The sequence below is a fragment of the Mycolicibacterium sp. TUM20985 genome (assembly GCF_030295745.1).
GTDB lineage: Bacteria > Actinomycetota > Actinomycetes > Mycobacteriales > Mycobacteriaceae > Mycobacterium.
Window position 1 is genome coordinate 2,183,767 of the sequence record NZ_AP027291.1, and the last position, 14,812, is coordinate 2,198,578.

The following is a 14,812-nucleotide window of genomic DNA, read 5'->3' on the forward strand; positions in this document are numbered from 1 at the left end:
ATTAGAGGCATGTCGAATCCGAACACCACCGTTGGCCCGGCGAACAGCGTGGGAACGCTGGCGATCACCGGCGCGACCGGCACCATCGGACGCGAAGTGCTGACGTCGTTGATCGCAGGAGGCCACGAGCGACGCGTGCGCGCAGTCGTGCGCAATCCCGCCGACATCACCGCCGACGTGCAGACCGTCCACGCCGACTTCAGCGATCCGGACACGCTGACCGCCGCGTTCGACGATGCCGAAGCGGTGCTGTTGCTCTGCGGGCATCACCCCGACCAGCTCACCTACGAACGCGCCGCGCTCGCTGCCGCCACCGCAGCCGGGGTGGAGCGGGTCGTCTACATCTCCGCCGCCGCAGCCGACCGCGACCCCCCGCCCACAATCGCGCTCGACCACCATCGCCTGGAACGCGAACTCCTCGCCAACACCGGGTTGGCTGGGACCGTGTTGCGCCCCACCGCGGTGTTCTCGTCGCTTCTCGGCGGGATCAGCCGTCTGATCCGGCCCGACGGGCAGGTGCCGTTGGCCTTCGGCGCTGCCCGAGTCAACCTCATCGATGCGCGCGACGTCGGCGACGCCGCAGCTACCGCTCTGACCGATCCCCGTCACGCCGGCTGCGCCTACACACTGACCGGTCCCCAAGCGCTGTCAGGCGACGAGATCGTGGCGGCCCTGGCAGATGCGCTCGCAGTGCCGCTGCAGCACACTGATCACACACCCGACGAGCTGCAGAACCTTCTCCTTCGCGCAGGCGCCCCCACCGAGATGGTGAATCATCTCTTCGATCTGTTCAGCTACTTCGGCAGCGGCGAGATGGACACCGTCACAACCGACTTCGCCTCCCTCACCGGTCACCAACCACGGTCGCTGGCGTCCTGGTTGCACTCCTCCCAGGGCAAGGCGCTCGTCGCACAAATGACACTCTGATCCAACCGGCCAGCGGCCATCACGACTGAGTGCTGCTTGACCGACATTTCCGTTACTCCCATTCGACGCCAGCTCAGATCCACGGAAGGTTCATCACCATGACGAAAGTCGTCATTGTCGGCGGTACGGGAATGATCGGTGCCAAGGTGGCCGCCCAGCTCATCGCGCGTGGCCACCACGCACTGCCGCCTCACCGAGTACTGGGGTCAACGCGGTCACCGGCGACGGCTCGCCCAGGCGCTCACCGACGCCCACGTCGTCGACGTATCCAACTCGCCATCGCTGGACGACGAGGCCGTCCTCGATTTCTTCACTACCTCCACCGGCAACCTTCTGTCTTCGGAGACCGCGGCTGGCGTCCGCCACCACGTTGCCCTTTCCATCGTGGGAGCCGACAAACTGCCGGACAGCGGATACATGCGGGACAAGATCGCGCAGGAGCAGCTGATCAAGGAGTCCGACGTCCCATACTCGATCGTTCGTGCAGCTCAGTTCTACGAGTTCATCGATGCCATAGCTGATTCCGCAACCAGTGACACCACGGTCCGTCTCCCGCACGCGCTCATCCGGGCCGTAGCGGCCGACGACGTCGCACGTGAGGTCACTCGCGTTGCGCTCGGCGAACCCGCCGACGGAACGATCGAAATCGTTGGCCCAGAACCCATCGGCCTCGATGACCCCGCACGAACGACCTTAGCTCACCGGTCGGATCCACGTGACGTCTTGACCGACCCCGAAGCCCGCTACTTCGGTGCACTGCTGAGCGAGCGAACACTGCTACCCGGTGTCGGCGCCTACGTCTCCGAAACCCTCTTCGCCGAATGGATTTCGAGCACGAAGTGCTGAACGTATTCTGCAGCGCAGAGGCCACCCGATAGCCCGCAGTCGCCGAGGAGGCGGCGGCGAAAATTGCCTAATTCACGAATTGATACCGCCGAGGTCGGGAACGATGTCGCCAAGGCTGAAGGTCAGCGGCTGTTCGAGTTGAGCGTAGGTGCACGAACCCGCGTGGCGGTCGGTACGCCAGCGGTTGAATTGGGCGGTGTGGCGGAATCGTCGCACTTGCATTTGGTCGTAGCGGACAGCGCCTAGTACCGACGGGCATTGTGGAATGGAGACGAATCTACCGGCGCTACGCGAACCGGGGTGCCGTAGGTCGAGGCGTGCACCATCATTCCGTCCCCGATGTAGATCCCCGCATGGGACACGTCGGAGTAGAAGGTCACGATGTCCCCGGGCTGCAGGTCGTCTCGCGAGACGGGCTGACCACCGGTGGCAAGCGACTGGCTCGAATGCGGCAGCGACTTGCCGGTTTGCTGGAACGCCCACATGATCAGACCCGAGCAGTCGAACGCGTTCGGCCCGGAGCCACCCCACGAGTAGGGGGAGCCGATGCGGGTCAGGGCAGCTTGGACGACGGCCGCGTTCCCAGACCCCCCACCCACCGGCGGCGCCGCGTCGGGGGCGGTGACCTCACCCGGCGGTACACCGTCGATGGGTGGCACGACCTCGCCGCCGGCCAGCACGTCAGGCCCTGCTGCCGGTGTATTGACGGGCGGCGGGAGGGCTGCCAGCGCGGCCTGCTGGTCGGGGGTCAGCGCGTCGTATCTGGACTTCACCGCCGCAATCTGCAACCGGAGTCGAGTTTGCTTGGCCTGCAGTTCGGTACGGACGGCGCTGGCCTGCTCGGCAGCGGTGCGCGCCTCGGATGCTGAAGTGGCCGAGGCCCTTTCAGCGGTGCCGGCTCGGGCGCGGGCCTCCCGGAAGCGGCGCATCGTCGTGGCCATCTCGGTGCCCATCGCGTTCTTGACGGCAAGTTGGTCGATCAGCTGCTGCGGCGAGTTCGCGGTCAGAATGCCCGTGAGTTCGTCGGTGGGTCCACCCATGTACTCGGCCGCAGCAACGTCATCGACGGCCCCCTGATAGGTGGTGAGGTTGGCCCGCGCGATCGTCACGACGGCGAGGTCGTCGATATTCCTTCGCTCGGCGACGTCCTCCGCCGCCGCGGCCGCATCGAGGCTGAGTTGTGCCGAATGCATGGCTTCGGTGGTCTGCTCGGCCTCCCGCGACAGTTCGTTGAGTTGGGCGAGCGCGTCGGCGGCGGGGTCGGCTCGCACATCGGCAGCGATGACACCGGTGGACAGGATAAGCATCGCCAGCAGGGCGGCGACGAGACGATGGGATGCCGCGGTCACGCCGTTGGCCAGGGCGCGGGCAGACAAGAAGAGGCGGCGTGTGTGGGCCTGCATCAGATTTGCCAGTCCTGGGCGCCGTCGTTCTGGTCGTAGAGGCCGACGGAGTTCTTGACGACGACGGGATCGCCACTGCCGAAGTTGTCGTAGAACCACTGGGCGTCGGCAGGGCTGAGGTTGGGGCAGCCGTGGCTGACGTTGCGCTTGCCCTGATCGGCCACCGACCATGGAGCGCCGTGGACGAAGATTCCGCTGTTGTCGATCCGAACGGCGTCCTGAACCTTCAATTTGTAGCCTTCCGGGCCGTCGATCGGTACGCCGTAGGTGGAGGAGTCCATCACCAGGTCGGCGAACCTCTCCAGGACGTAGTAGGTCCCGTTAGGCGTTTCGTAACCCTTCTTCCCCAACGACACGGGGAAGGTCTTCTCCAGCTTGCCGTTTCGCATGACCTGCATCTGGTGTGTCTTGTCATCGATGGTCGCGACGAGTGCATCTCCGGTCCTGAAACTCGACTTCGTGCCGGCGGCGTCGATGGTGACGTTCGTGTTGGCTGGCCAGAAGTCAGTGGGTCGCCACCGGACTTGGCTGTCGCTCATCCAGTAGAACTTGCCTGGCACCGGCGGTGTCGAGGACACGTGAATGGCCTGTTCGGCCATCGGCCGGTTGGCGATCGGGCGTTGGAAGTTGACGATGATCGGTTTGGCCACGCCCACCATCGAGCCGTTGACCGGGTTGAACGACGGCGGCAAAAACGGCGGCTGCCCGGTGAACGGTGCCGGGTTTTGCCCAGCCGGCGTGCCCAAGGGCACGACTGCCGCGGGAGCTGCGAAGGGATCGGCGGGCGGCAAGGCCAGAGGTGGCGGCGGTATCCTGCCCGGACCGGGCAGGACTGCGGGACCAGGAAGCATCGGGGTCGGTGCGGCCAAATCGACTGGCACGTCCAGCAGTGCCGGATCGTCGACGACGGGGTCGGGGTCAGCTGACGCGGGTGTGCCGCCCATGAAGACTGCGGCCACACCCATCGCGGCAGCTATTAGCGCCCGCATGAACCGCGGCATCCTCGTGACCTCCAGTTGACGACATCGATCCGGATCGGGCGCATCGACCCAGACTCACTGCCTACGAGTGGCTTTGTCCTACATCGGCGGCGGTGGCGGCATCGGCATCGCCATCGGCGGGCAGCAGCTCGTGGCAGCGGCGGCAGCCATCGCGTCACAACACGCGCACATTGCTGGATCCATGGTCGTGACCTCCGTTGCCGAACCGTGACCAAGAACCTACGCACTAAAGTAGTACGTCGCAACACAGTAGATGCGATACCGGCAACGAGCCGCGCGGAGAACTGCTCTGCTAGGTCGCCTGTGCCGGCCCGCGCGTGTCAGGTCGTGGCAAGTCGGTAGCCGCTGCCCCGCACCGTGGTCACGTATCGGGGGCTGCTGGGTCATCACCGAGCTTGCGGCGCAGCCCACCGATGTGCGCCTCGACGAGCGCCCGACTGACCGGACGCGAGTCGCCCCACACCTCGGCCACCAGCTGCCGACGGGTCAGAACGACACCGGGCCGTGCCGCCAGCGCCGCACCTCGGAGCGACGTCATACCTGCGGGAGCTGGCGGCGTCGGATTGCAGTCCACTCACAGTTCGAAGTTACGCGTTCGACCTGCTGCGGTGGGTCCGGTTCCTGCACGAGCGGCTGATTGGTTGGGAGCGAGCCGAGCGTGTCGACGTCCGCGCCTTCGTGGAGCATCTACGCGAAACGCCGAACCCGCAGCGTCTGCGCCGGCACCCGGACCGACCCCCTCCATTCGGTCAATGCGCTCACGGGTATGACCGAGCTGCCGGTGAAGTACGCAGCGCGGACCATCAACCATCAACTCTCGGTGTTGTTCGGCTTCTACGACCATGCCTGCGCCACCGATCTTTGACCTTTGGTCAACCCAGTACCAGCGCAGCGCACCCGGGGTGGTGGACGTCCGCATGCGCACCACAATCCCATGCAGGACTTCGTCATTCACAAGCGTGCGAACTACCGGCAGAAGACGCGACCTGGACGCCGGCCGGTACACCATCACGGTGACCAGCAAGGGCAGCCGGGCGCGTGAGACGGTTCCGGCGTCGGTGGACTCCTTCGTGTGGTTGGCGCTGTACCTTGCCGATCAGCGGCCGTCGATGAGTCCCGGCGGTCCGCTGTTGTGGACGCGGCGATCCACGCCAGCACCGCTGAGCTATCACGCGATGCGGGCGGTCCTACGACGGGCGAATGACGGCTTGGGGACCAACTGGTCCTGCACGATTTCCGTCACACCGCCGCCGCGCGGATGCTGGCCGATCCCGCGTTCGCGCTGGTCGACGTACAGACCGTACTGCGGCATACCAGCGTCACGACCACCCAGATCTACACCCAACCGCGGTTGGAAGACCTGGTCGGCAAGGTCCTGGAGCGCTACGCCCAATCGCCGGTACGGGGCCGACGATCGAGCCGAGCTACGACGCGGCCGCGGTTCGGGAGCTATTGGGGCTTCCGCCGAAGTGACGATCGAGGACGAGGACCCCCGGCCTCAGGCACGTCGACAGGCGGCCGCGACCCGCGCGGCGGCCGCACCGCCAGTAGCGCTGTTGTCACGGCCCGACTCCCCTCACCAGGCAGCGATCCCGCCGGACGATCGGTTCGGCCGGACCGGCAAATTGCGAATTCACTCGATCTTGTTCGCCATCCGCGGCTTCTACCGCGATCTGGCCCGCGCAAGAACGAAACCTCCCGCTGGAATGCGGGCAAGGATCTCTCGTTCGTGCCGTTGCGACCCGAGCGGGTAGTCGAGGTTCGCGACGACCACATGGAAGGCGAGCGTTTCCGTCACACCGCCCAATTCAATCGCTGGCGCGTCGACCGCGACCCGTTCTCATTCACCACCCAGCTCGAACAACCGCTCAGCTTTGAATTGAGCAACATCATCCCCGGCCTCATGTGAACTGAAAACTGATGCGCTTTAAGCGGCTTCGTGCACCGCAGGGGGCCTGACTTGGCCACTAGAAATGTCACGCCGGCCGTGCAGTATGAGGTTGTTTGCCCCTCATTTCGTTCCAATTGCCTCGACGCAAGAATCTCCGCCAATTGTTGACCGACTCAGTCAGTTATAATAACGTGGCGTCATGCCGCGCGTCATACCTCCAGACCGCTTCCCTGCTGTCGTTGCCGCTGCGGCGCGGGTCTTCGTCACGCACGGATATCAGCGCACACAGATGCAGGACGTGGCCGATGCGCTCGGTCTGGCCAAGGGCACGCTGTACGGCTACGCACAGGGGAAGGCTGCATTGTTCGCAGCGGCGGTGCGCTATGCCGACGGCTACGAGCCGATGCCCGGTCCGACGGACTTGCCGATACCGGCGCCGGGGGACGGCGAACTCGCCGCCCTCGTCGCCGGACGGCTAACGGCCGAAGTCGCCGAGACTTCGCTGGCGCGAACGCTTCTCGACCCGTTACCGGCCGGGGCCACACCGGCGGAGTGCCGCGCTGAGCTCGCCGGAATAGTCATCGACCTGTACACCCGGCTCGCCCGGCACCGCATCGCGATCAAACTCATCGACCGCTGCGCCCCCGAGCTGCCCGACTTGGCCGAGGTGTGGTTCGGGGCGGGTCGCGACGCGCAGATCAGCGGCATCGAGGCATACCTCGGTCGCGGCGTGCGAGCCGACACCATGAACTTGCCCGGGCCGGTGCCGGTGGTCGCCCGAACGATCGTGGAGCTGTGCGCGCTGTGGGCGGTGCACTTCCACTTCGACCCGGCACCCGGCCAACATTCGACCGCCCGACCCGGAGTGATCGACGACGCTGCAGTCGCCGCGACTCTCGCCGAACTGGTCGTGCGGGCCACCACGCCACCTTCCACCAACTGACCGGAGGTCAAATCATGCTGAGCCGCTCCTGCCCAATCCCCGCAGAACGCAAGCCGTCCTGGTCCGCCCGGTACCTGTCACGCCAGGCCGCCCAGCCCAGCGGGGCATTCGGTTGGCTACTCGGCCGGATCTGGCTCGCCGAGACCGCCGAGGTCAACGACGTGGCTCTCGAACTGCTTGCGCCGGCGCACGGCGAGCGCGTCTGCGAAATCGGGTTCGGTCCCGGCCGAACCCTGACACAGCTCGCCGCGGCCGGCGCCGACGTCGTCGGAGTCGAGGTTTCGGGACAGATGTTGGCTGTTGCCGGGCGCCGCAACGCCGACCCGATTGCCGCAGGCAATATGTCGCTACATTGCGGGGACGGCACGACCCTGCCGTTACCCGACGACAGCCTCGACGCCGTTCTGAGTGTGCACAACGTGTACTTCTGGCCACACCCCGGTGCCACCCTCGCCGACATAGCCCGGACTCTGCGCACCGGCGGCCGGCTCGTCCTCACCTCACTGGCCGACGACCACCCACTACCCGAACGTTTCGACCCGACCATCTACCGGGTGCCCACTATCGCCGACACCACTTCATGGCTGCACTCGGCGGGCTTCGTCGACGTCGGTATCCACCGCAGGCCACACATCCCCACGACGGTGTGGTTCACCGCAACGGCGACCTGACCGCTGGTTGCCCGCATCGTGAGCGTGTGCGAGGCTCGAGCGGGAAGGCGCCAATGACATCGAGTGACACGGGAATCCGGGTTGCGAAGCAGCCCGGCGGTGACCGCCTCGCGGTCCGAGTCGTCGTGCCCGCCATCCTGATCGCGATTGCCGGCGTCGGATGGTGGTGGTCGGCGCGGGTGGCCGCAGGGATGGCCGACGGCGGGATGGACGACATGGCCGCCATGCCAATGTCGCTGGGCGCGTTCGTCATAGCGTGGGCCGCGATGATGGCCGCAATGATGCTTCCGGCCATCCTGCCGGTCGTCAAGCTGTATGCCCGCGCAGCGGCCCGCCGCACCGTCGCGCCGCTACCGTTCTTCGTTGGCGGCTACCTGGCGCTGTGGACGGTGCTGGCAGTGCCGGCCTACTTCGCGTGGCGCCCGCTGGAGATGGCGGTGGCCGGCGGACGTCCCTGGGCCGGGCGGGTCGCGGGCATCACCCTGATCGTGGCGGCGCTGTGGCAGGTCAGCCCACTGAAATCAGCCTGTCTACGGCATTGTCGGTCGCCGGTCGGATTCTTCCTGCGCTACAGCGGACGGCTGCACAGACCCGCTGGCGCGGTGCGGATGGGTGTCGTTCACGGCGCGTTCTGCATCGGTTGCTGCTGGGCATTGTTCGCCGTTCTCATCGCCACCGTCAGCATGAGCGTGCTGTGGCTGGTCGTCTTCACCGTGTTGATCATCGTCGAGAAGAACTACAAGCACGGCGAGCGCGTCGCTCTCGCCGCCGCACCGGTCCTCGCCGCCCTCGGCGTGGCACTCCTGATCTCTCCATCCTTACTGCACACCATCGCCTAGGAGGGCACATGTCAGTCACCGAAACGATCACCAGCTGGCGTCTCAAGGGCATCGGCTACGAGTTCTGCAACTGCCAGGCGGGCTGCACCTGTAACTTCAACGGATTCCCGACCTCGCCGGACGGCAGCTGCAAAGCTGCGGTCGTCAGCCAGATCACCGAGGGCAGCTGCGGTGACGTCGACTTGTCCGGTGTGACGGCACTGGCGATCATCGACTGGCCCAAGGCAATTCAAGACGGCCACGGCAGAGCGGTCTTCGTCGTCCCGCCGGAGGTCGGCGACGACCAGGTCGACGCGCTGGCCCAGATTTACACCGGTCGGCTGGGCGGCATGCCCTGGGCAATACTGGGGACGACCTTCGAGGTCGCCGGCATGGTGCGCGCCGAAATCGAGCTCGACGACGACGGCATGCACAGCGGCTTCCGCGTGCCGGGGGTGGGGCAGGCGAAGGGCACCACGCTCAAGAATCCGGTGACCGGTGAGGATCATCTCGTCTCGATCGTGCTCGACACCGGCTTCATCTGGAAGCAGGGTGACTGCGGGCAAGGCAGCTTCGACGTCGAGGCGGCGGGGCTGCATCTGGCATTTCAGGACACCAACTGGATCCGCTACGAGTTCGACTGGACCAACGCCGAGTCGTGATCACAGCGTCACCGTTGTGAAGACTTACCCTTTGGTCGATGTGGGAGCGGGTGCGGAGCGTTGGCCAAGGGCGAGGGCGGGAATGATCGCGAGTGAGACAGCGGCCCCGGCCAGGGCCAGAGCGGGGTAGCTGGCAGTCGCGACGACCACTCCCGACGCCAGGCCGCCGCCCGCACCTGCGACGGCGATGCACACGTCTACTGCGCCTTGAGTTGTGGCACGGGTAGCCAGCGGTGTCGAGTCGGTGATGATCGTCGTTCCGGCGATGAGTCCCATACTCCAGCCCAGCCCGAGCAGTCCCAGTGCAAGGGCCAGAATGAACACGGAATCGACGGGTGCGAACGCTGCGGTCACCCCCGCTGAGAGGAGCACGATCGCTGCGGCGGCCGCAACGGGGTAGGCCCCGACGCGGTCCACCAGCAGCCCCGACAGCGGCGAGGGCAGGAACATCGCTGCCACGTGCACGGAGATGACGAGACCGGCGGCGGCCACGTCGTGGCCGTGCTGTTGCATGTGGATCGGTGTCATGGTCATGATCGCCACCATCACCAACTGCGTCAGCACCATGATCGTTGCGCCCACGCCGATCGAACGGTGCCAACCAAGGTTCAATCCCCGGACTCGTTGTGGCTCAGCGGTGTCGGATGTGGCGCACTCTGCCGCGCCGTCCGCCAATTCCTTGGCGAGTAGCAGCGGGTCGGGCCGCAGCATGCGCCACAGCACAACGCCGGCTGCGGCGTAGGCGACGGCAGCGAGCAGGAACGGTCCGGCGAGGCGTGGAATCCCGACGGTACCGGCCAGACCACCGAGGACCGAGACGAGGTTGGGGCCGACGACCGCGCCGACGGTGGTGGCCACCAGGACCGTGCTGACCGCCCGCCCGCGATGCGCCTCGTCGGCGAGATCGGCTCCGGCGTAACGTGCTTGGAGGTTGGTGGCCGTTCCCGCCCCGTAGACGAACAGAGCCACGAAGAGCAGCGGGACGTTGTCCAGGGTGGCAGCGGCGACGACCCCGAGGCTCCCGGCAGCGCCGGTGCCGTAGCCGACGGCGAGTCCGTTGCGTCGGCCGAACCGCTCGGAGAGTCGGCCCACGATGGCTGCTGCCGCGGCGGAGCCGATGGTGAACAGTGCGGCGGGAACTCCCGCGAGACTCGTCTGCCCGAGCATGTCCTGCGCGAGAAGCGCACCGACGGTGACGCCGGCGGCCAAGCCTGCGCCGCTAGATATTTGGGCGGCGAACAGGACTTGCAACACCCGACGTTGGGTGGCCGCAATGGTGGGTTCACGCGTCGTCATTTGCGATCAATCGGAGATCGGGGATGGGTTTCGTCCATGCGCACCGCGACGATGAGTCCGGAGAGCACCGTGATGGCGGCGGCAGCCCAGACGGCGGCGCGCAGTCCCCAGATGTCGGCGGTGACGCCGCCGATGACCGCGCCGGCCGCGTAGCCGCTGTCGCGCCACAAGCGGTACACGCCGACCGCGCGCGCACGCCACAGCGGGTGGCCGACATCGCCGATCGCGGCGAGCAGGGTGGGATACACCATGGCGGTCCCGGCGCCCAGCAGTGCGGATGCCATGATCCACCAGGTGAAGGTGTCGCCAACGGCGATCAGTGCCAGCGCGGCGGCTTGGGTGAGCATGCCTGCGGTGATGAAGTGCTTGCGACCCCACCGGTCCGACAGTGCTCCGCTGGCGATCTGGCCAAGACCCCAGACTGCCGGGTAGACGGCGATCAGGATGGCGATGCGGTCGATGGACATGCCGGTGGTGGCGAACAGGAGGGGAAAAAGACCCCAGGACAGGCCGAAGTTGAGGTTGTTGACCAGACCGGCCTGGCTCGCCGAGGACAGGGCCGGTTCGGTGAGGCTGGTGCGGATGAAGATGTCGCGGTTGGTCAGGCCCGCGGCGGTGTCGCGTTCGGAGCGGGTCGCGTCTTGTTGGGCGGCTTCCAGGCGGGCGAATCCGCGGGTTTCTCGCACGAAGGCAGCCGAGATGCCCAGGCCGATGACGGCATAGGAGAGGCCGAGCAGAAAGGGCGCGGGCCGGAGGCCGTAGTTCTGCGCAAGGTATCCGGCGAGCACGGCGGTGACGGCGACTGCACCGTAGCCGGCGGCTTCGTTGAAGCCCATGGCCAGGCCGCGTCGCCGCGGTCCGACGAGGTCGATCTTCATGATGACGGTGGTCGACCAGGTCAAGCCCTGGTTGATGCCGAGGAGCACGTTGGCGGCTATCACCCATCCCCACGACGGCGCCCAGATCAGCATCAGGGGGACCGGCAGGGCCATCAGCCAGCCGGCCACGAGGACTGGTTTGCGCCCGTAGCGGTCAGACCAGGTGCCGGCGAAGTAGTTGGTGGCGGCCTTGGTGATGCCGAAGGCGAGCACGTAAGTCAACAGGAAGGTGTATCCCGTGAGCCCGAACTCTTGCTCGGCGAGCAGTGGCAGCACAGTCTGTTCCTGGCCGACCATGCCGCCGACGAGGGCGTTGACGGCGACCAGCAGGCCGAACTGAGCGAGGTTTACCCGCAGCCCTAGCCGGGGTTCGCGGTGCGTTGCGCTCATGCGCCGGTGGCCGATTCGTCGCCGGTCGCGTGAGCGCAGTCGGTAGGCCCACACTCGACCTCGACGGCGACGACCACCAGAAGCGTGGTCTGGAGCCAGTTTTCCCGCAGCCCGAGCCAAAGCGGGCGGCTCCGCCGGTCGCCGATGGTGGTGGTCATTGGTGTGCGGCGAGGTAGTCGTCGGGTCCACCGTCGAGTACGGCCAGATCGGTGCGGCCGTGGCGGGCCAGCACGCTGGCCGCCGTCATCGCCCGCTCTCCGTGCCCGCAGGCCACCACCACCCCGTCGGGAACCTCGCCGGCGTGTTCACCGAGGACGCCGAGTTCGACGTGCAGGGAGCCGGGAACGTGGCCGGCCTGGTACTCGGTGTCTTGGCGCACGTCGAGATAGGGGCGATCACCGAGCCGCTCGGCGGTGGCGAAGGTCAGATAGCTTTGCGGCCGGGTGGCCGCCTGCCACGCCTTCATGCCGCCGGTCAGTCGGCCGGCAAGCCGTTCGTAGCCGATCTTGGTAGCCTGCCAACCGATTTCGGACAGGTCCTGGTCGTCGTCGGTGATGAACACCAGCGGCGACTGGTCGTCGACGAGCCAGCCCAGCCAGGTGGCGAATTGGTCGCGCAGCGGGATGGACAACGCTGCGGGGATGTGTCCGGCGGCGAACGCTGCCGCGGGGCGGACGTCGATGACCACACCACCGTCGGCCAGCACCCCGTCGAACTGCTCGACGGTCAACGCGGGCAGCACGGGTGCGCCACTCATGATGGTCGGGCCGCGGCGGTTGACCTCGCCGAGACGACGGAAGTAGTCCGGGTAGCTACCCAGACTCGCCACCAGATCACGGACGAAGCCGTCCTCGTCGGGGGCCGACATCAGCGGATTGTGGTGTTTCTGGTCGCCGATCGTCGAGATCCGTTCCGTGCCAGGGGGTGCCGAGCAGAACGAGCCCGCCCCGTGTGTCGGCCATACCGCCACGTCGTCGGGCAGCGTCGCCAGCCGCCGCAGCGACCGGTACTGAAAGCGGGCGAGTTCTTCGGTGCGGTCGGCCCCCATCAGGTCGGTGCGAGCCGCGGAGTTCACGATCAGCGAGCCACCGGTGAACACCCCGAGGTGGCGGTCGCCGTCGAGCAGCAAGAATGACACGTGTTCGTCGGTATGCCCAGGCGTCGCCCACGCCCGCAGCACCAACCCACCCAGGTCGATCTCGTCGCCGTCAGCCATCCCGACGTGCTCGAACGCGCGCCGACCGTCGGCCGAGGCCAGGATCTGGGCGCCAGTGTCGTGGTGCAATTGCACCGCGCCGGACAGAAAGTCGGCGTGCAGATGGGTGTCGGCGGCGAACGCGACGGTCAACCCGAGCCGGTTCGCTACCGCCCGCAGCGCACGCAGGTCTCGGCTGGCGTCCACGGCCAGTGCACGTCCATCACCGAGGTCGACCAGGTAGGCGCTGTTGCCCAAACCCTCGTCGACCAGCGGGATCAGGTACTCGTCGGCGAATGCCATCCCCCAACCTTTCGGCGTGCTGCGGGGCGCTGGTGGTCATCGCCCAAAAGCAAAGCTACAGTAATCTATGGAAAGGTGGAACATGATGTTCGTGGAGAAGTCGCCTGCCAAGGCGCGGCTGTATGAGGCGTTCGCCGTCAGCGGGAAGGCAATGTCGAACGCCAGTCGACTCGAATTGTTGGACTTGCTCGGCCAGAGCGAACGCACGGTCGACGCACTGGCCAGAGCGGCCGGTTTGAATCTGACGACAGCCTCGGCCCATCTGCAGACCCTCAAGGCCGCCGGGTTCGTCGCCACTCGTCGCGAGGGGGTGCGGATCTACTACCGCCTCGCCGGAGATGACGTGGCTCAGGTGTTTGCGCTACTGCGCACAGTGGCCGAGGCCCATCAGGCTGAGGTGTCCGTCGCCCGCGACGAGTACCTGCTGGCCGGCGGTGACGTTCCGGCAGCGCTAGTCCGTGACGAACTGGCCGCCCGAGTAGGTGACGGAGTCACGGTCGTGCTTGATGTGCGTCCCCGCGAGGAGTACGAGGCCGGCCATGTCCCCGGGGCGGTGTCGATCCCGATCGATGAACTAGCCGAACGGATCGGCGACCTGCCCGTCGACACCGACATCGTGGTCTACTGCCGCGGCGAATACTGCGTCTTCGCCTACGACGCCGTGCGGATGCTCACCGACCACGGCCGCAACGCCATCCGCCTGAACGACGGCATGCTCGAATGGCGCCTCGCCGACCTGCCCGTCGCCACCGACCGTCCCGTCGACATATGACGGCATGCTGCTCAGTCCGACGACGGCGATGACCTTCTGGCAATCAGTGGGGCGAGTGCAAACGAGCCGCTCCATTGGACGAAAGGCCCTCCTTGTCGGAGGAGCCATCGGATGTTCAGGGTCGAAGAGCTTGGTCGAGTGCGGCGGTGAGATCCTCGTAACTGCGGGGCTGGATCCGTTCGCCGGTGAGGAAGAAGGTGGGGGTTCCTTGCACCCCTAGGGCGGTGCCGTCGGCGATGTCGACTTCGATCCGTTCCAGGGTCGCGGGGTCGTTGTAGGTGGTCTCGAACGCGCTCATGTCCAGGCCGAGTTGCTCGGCGAACCCGTGGAATACGTCGTCGGCGGGAATCTGTTGCTCGCCCCACTCTGCTTGTGTCTCATACATCTTCTGACACATGGCTTCGAGCTGGCCTTGTTGGGCGGCGGCTTCAACAGCGCGTGCGGCGCGTTCGGCGTTGAAGTGCGAGCGCAGCGGGAAGTAGCGCACCACGAAATTCACCCGGTCGCCATAATCGGCTCGGAGCTGCTCGATCGCGGGATAGACCGCCCGGCAGCCTTCGCATTCGAAGTCGAGGAACTCGACGAAATAGACATCGCTGTCAGGGACCGAGTTGAGCCGGTGGCTGTTCTCTCGGACAGTCTGCCCGGCCCGCGACCCGTCAAGTTCAATGTTGTTCGCCGAGTTGGTATCTCGGATGGAGAGAAACACAACGGTCCCCACGGTGGCCACTGGTATGACGAAAATCGTGAGGAGCACGCGGGTGTTGGTCAGGATCGCCCCGAACCCTTTCACGTTCATATCAACGTACTTTAGTA

17 protein-coding genes and 2 pseudogenes are annotated in these 14,812 nt (G+C 66.4%); 10 read left to right on the forward strand and 9 right to left on the reverse strand.

What is annotated here, in order from left to right:
• The first annotated feature begins 9 nt into the window (after window positions 1-9).
• A complete protein-coding gene (locus QUE68_RS10675) occupies window positions 10-927 on the forward strand; it encodes an NAD(P)H-binding protein (RefSeq protein ID WP_286275586.1) in 918 nt (305 codons plus the stop codon).
• A 168-nt stretch (window positions 928-1,095) separates the two neighbouring features.
• Window positions 1,096-1,773, forward strand: a complete 678-nt coding sequence (locus QUE68_RS10680; RefSeq protein ID WP_286275587.1) for an SDR family oxidoreductase — start codon at window positions 1,096-1,098, stop codon at window positions 1,771-1,773.
• Between the two features lie 72 nt (window positions 1,774-1,845).
• Here the strand turns inward: QUE68_RS10680 and QUE68_RS29610 are convergent, their stop codons facing one another.
• Genes QUE68_RS29610 through QUE68_RS10695 form a run of 3 tightly spaced genes read right to left on the reverse strand, consistent with a single transcriptional unit; the run spans window position 1,846 to window position 4,165 of the window.
• Entirely contained in the window at window positions 1,846-1,989 is a 144-nt protein-coding gene (locus QUE68_RS29610) for a hypothetical protein (protein ID WP_455013152.1), read from the reverse strand.
• Window positions 1,990-2,015: 26 nt separating this feature from the next.
• Entirely contained in the window at window positions 2,016-3,176 is a 1,161-nt protein-coding gene (ripC, locus tag QUE68_RS10690) for a peptidoglycan hydrolase RipC (RefSeq protein WP_455013154.1), read from the reverse strand.
• Complete coding sequence (locus QUE68_RS10695) at window positions 3,176-4,165, reverse strand: L,D-transpeptidase (protein WP_455013156.1); 990 nt, start codon at window positions 4,163-4,165, stop codon at window positions 3,176-3,178. Before QUE68_RS10695 ends, ripC begins: the two co-directional genes overlap by 1 nt.
• A gap of 79 nt (window positions 4,166-4,244) precedes the next feature.
• Between QUE68_RS10695 and QUE68_RS10700 the strand changes: the two genes are divergently transcribed.
• Window positions 4,245-4,388, forward strand: coding sequence for a hypothetical protein (locus QUE68_RS10700; RefSeq protein WP_286275589.1), 144 nt, complete (start codon window positions 4,245-4,247; stop codon window positions 4,386-4,388).
• Between the two features lie 150 nt (window positions 4,389-4,538).
• Here QUE68_RS10700 and QUE68_RS10705 read toward each other — a convergent pair whose 3' ends face one another.
• Window positions 4,539-4,715 (reverse strand): winged helix-turn-helix domain-containing protein, encoded by a 177-nt coding sequence (locus tag QUE68_RS10705; RefSeq protein WP_455013158.1) that lies wholly within the window; start codon window positions 4,713-4,715, stop codon window positions 4,539-4,541.
• Here QUE68_RS10705 and QUE68_RS10710 point away from each other — a divergent pair.
• The 6 genes and pseudogenes from QUE68_RS10710 to QUE68_RS10735 form a co-directional block, all read left to right on the forward strand.
• Window positions 4,682-4,816 (forward strand): annotated as a pseudogene (locus tag QUE68_RS10710) (tyrosine-type recombinase/integrase); the annotation flags it as partial. The gene QUE68_RS10705 and the pseudogene QUE68_RS10710 sit on opposite strands and share 34 nt — an antisense overlap.
• A gap of 1,039 nt (window positions 4,817-5,855) precedes the next feature.
• Window positions 5,856-6,086 (forward strand): annotated as a pseudogene (gene ligC, locus QUE68_RS10715) (ATP-dependent DNA ligase); the annotation flags it as partial.
• A gap of 181 nt (window positions 6,087-6,267) precedes the next feature.
• On the forward strand, window positions 6,268-7,011 hold the full coding sequence (locus tag QUE68_RS10720) for a TetR/AcrR family transcriptional regulator (protein ID WP_286275590.1): 744 nt from the start codon (window positions 6,268-6,270) through the stop codon (window positions 7,009-7,011).
• Between the two features lie 14 nt (window positions 7,012-7,025).
• The gene (locus tag QUE68_RS10725) at window positions 7,026-7,682 is read left to right on the forward strand and encodes a class I SAM-dependent methyltransferase (protein WP_286275591.1); all 657 of its coding nucleotides are present in this window, start codon (window positions 7,026-7,028) and stop codon (window positions 7,680-7,682) included.
• A gap of 53 nt (window positions 7,683-7,735) precedes the next feature.
• Window positions 7,736-8,521: a DUF2182 domain-containing protein gene (locus tag QUE68_RS10730; protein WP_286275592.1), complete on the forward strand. Its 786-nt coding sequence runs from the start codon at window positions 7,736-7,738 to the stop codon at window positions 8,519-8,521.
• A gap of 8 nt (window positions 8,522-8,529) precedes the next feature.
• Entirely contained in the window at window positions 8,530-9,162 is a 633-nt protein-coding gene (locus QUE68_RS10735) for a DUF1326 domain-containing protein (protein ID WP_286275593.1), read from the forward strand.
• Window positions 9,163-9,186: 24 nt separating this feature from the next.
• Here QUE68_RS10735 and QUE68_RS10740 read toward each other — a convergent pair whose 3' ends face one another.
• The 4 genes from QUE68_RS10740 to QUE68_RS10755 are packed head-to-tail and all read right to left on the reverse strand — an operon-like array spanning window position 9,187 to window position 13,224.
• Window positions 9,187-10,458: an MFS transporter gene (locus QUE68_RS10740; protein ID WP_286275594.1), complete on the reverse strand. Its 1,272-nt coding sequence runs from the start codon at window positions 10,456-10,458 to the stop codon at window positions 9,187-9,189.
• Window positions 10,455-11,726: an MFS transporter gene (locus QUE68_RS10745; protein ID WP_286275595.1), complete on the reverse strand. Its 1,272-nt coding sequence runs from the start codon at window positions 11,724-11,726 to the stop codon at window positions 10,455-10,457. The genes QUE68_RS10740 and QUE68_RS10745 overlap by 4 nt, the downstream gene beginning before the upstream one ends.
• Window positions 11,723-11,884 (reverse strand): hypothetical protein, encoded by a 162-nt coding sequence (locus QUE68_RS10750; RefSeq protein ID WP_286275596.1) that lies wholly within the window; start codon window positions 11,882-11,884, stop codon window positions 11,723-11,725. Before QUE68_RS10750 ends, QUE68_RS10745 begins: the two co-directional genes overlap by 4 nt.
• Window positions 11,881-13,224, reverse strand: coding sequence for an MBL fold metallo-hydrolase (locus tag QUE68_RS10755; RefSeq protein WP_286275597.1), 1,344 nt, complete (start codon window positions 13,222-13,224; stop codon window positions 11,881-11,883). Before QUE68_RS10755 ends, QUE68_RS10750 begins: the two co-directional genes overlap by 4 nt.
• Window positions 13,225-13,306: 82 nt before the next feature.
• Here QUE68_RS10755 and QUE68_RS10760 point away from each other — a divergent pair, with 82 nt between their 5' ends.
• Window positions 13,307-13,996, forward strand: a complete 690-nt coding sequence (locus QUE68_RS10760; RefSeq protein ID WP_286275598.1) for an ArsR/SmtB family transcription factor — start codon at window positions 13,307-13,309, stop codon at window positions 13,994-13,996.
• Window positions 13,997-14,111: 115 nt separating this feature from the next.
• Here the strand turns inward: QUE68_RS10760 and QUE68_RS10765 are convergent, their stop codons facing one another.
• The gene (locus QUE68_RS10765) at window positions 14,112-14,795 is read right to left on the reverse strand and encodes a DsbA family protein (protein ID WP_286275599.1); all 684 of its coding nucleotides are present in this window, start codon (window positions 14,793-14,795) and stop codon (window positions 14,112-14,114) included.
• Between the last annotated feature and the right edge of the window lie 17 nt (window positions 14,796-14,812).

Coding starts and splice junctions, on each gene's coding strand:
- QUE68_RS10675 (WP_286275586.1), top strand. CDS start 10: ATGTCGAATCCGAACACCACCGTTGGCCCGGCGAACAGCGTGGGAACG.
- ripC (WP_455013154.1), bottom strand. CDS start 3,176: ATGCAGGCCCACACACGCCGCCTCTTCTTGTCTGCCCGCGCCCTGGCC.
- QUE68_RS10695 (WP_455013156.1), bottom strand. CDS start 4,165: ATGCGGGCGCTAATAGCTGCCGCGATGGGTGTGGCCGCAGTCTTCATG.
- QUE68_RS10705 (WP_455013158.1), bottom strand. CDS start 4,715: ATGACGTCGCTCCGAGGTGCGGCGCTGGCGGCACGGCCCGGTGTCGTT.
- QUE68_RS10720 (WP_286275590.1), top strand. CDS start 6,268: ATGCCGCGCGTCATACCTCCAGACCGCTTCCCTGCTGTCGTTGCCGCT.
- QUE68_RS10725 (WP_286275591.1), top strand. CDS start 7,026: ATGCTGAGCCGCTCCTGCCCAATCCCCGCAGAACGCAAGCCGTCCTGG.
- QUE68_RS10730 (WP_286275592.1), top strand. CDS start 7,736: ATGACATCGAGTGACACGGGAATCCGGGTTGCGAAGCAGCCCGGCGGT.
- QUE68_RS10735 (WP_286275593.1), top strand. CDS start 8,530: ATGTCAGTCACCGAAACGATCACCAGCTGGCGTCTCAAGGGCATCGGC.
- QUE68_RS10740 (WP_286275594.1), bottom strand. CDS start 10,458: ATGACGACGCGTGAACCCACCATTGCGGCCACCCAACGTCGGGTGTTG.
- QUE68_RS10745 (WP_286275595.1), bottom strand. CDS start 11,726: ATGAGCGCAACGCACCGCGAACCCCGGCTAGGGCTGCGGGTAAACCTC.
- QUE68_RS10750 (WP_286275596.1), bottom strand. CDS start 11,884: ATGACCACCACCATCGGCGACCGGCGGAGCCGCCCGCTTTGGCTCGGG.
- QUE68_RS10755 (WP_286275597.1), bottom strand. CDS start 13,224: ATGGCATTCGCCGACGAGTACCTGATCCCGCTGGTCGACGAGGGTTTG.
- QUE68_RS10760 (WP_286275598.1), top strand. CDS start 13,307: ATGATGTTCGTGGAGAAGTCGCCTGCCAAGGCGCGGCTGTATGAGGCG.
- QUE68_RS10765 (WP_286275599.1), bottom strand. CDS start 14,795: ATGAACGTGAAAGGGTTCGGGGCGATCCTGACCAACACCCGCGTGCTC.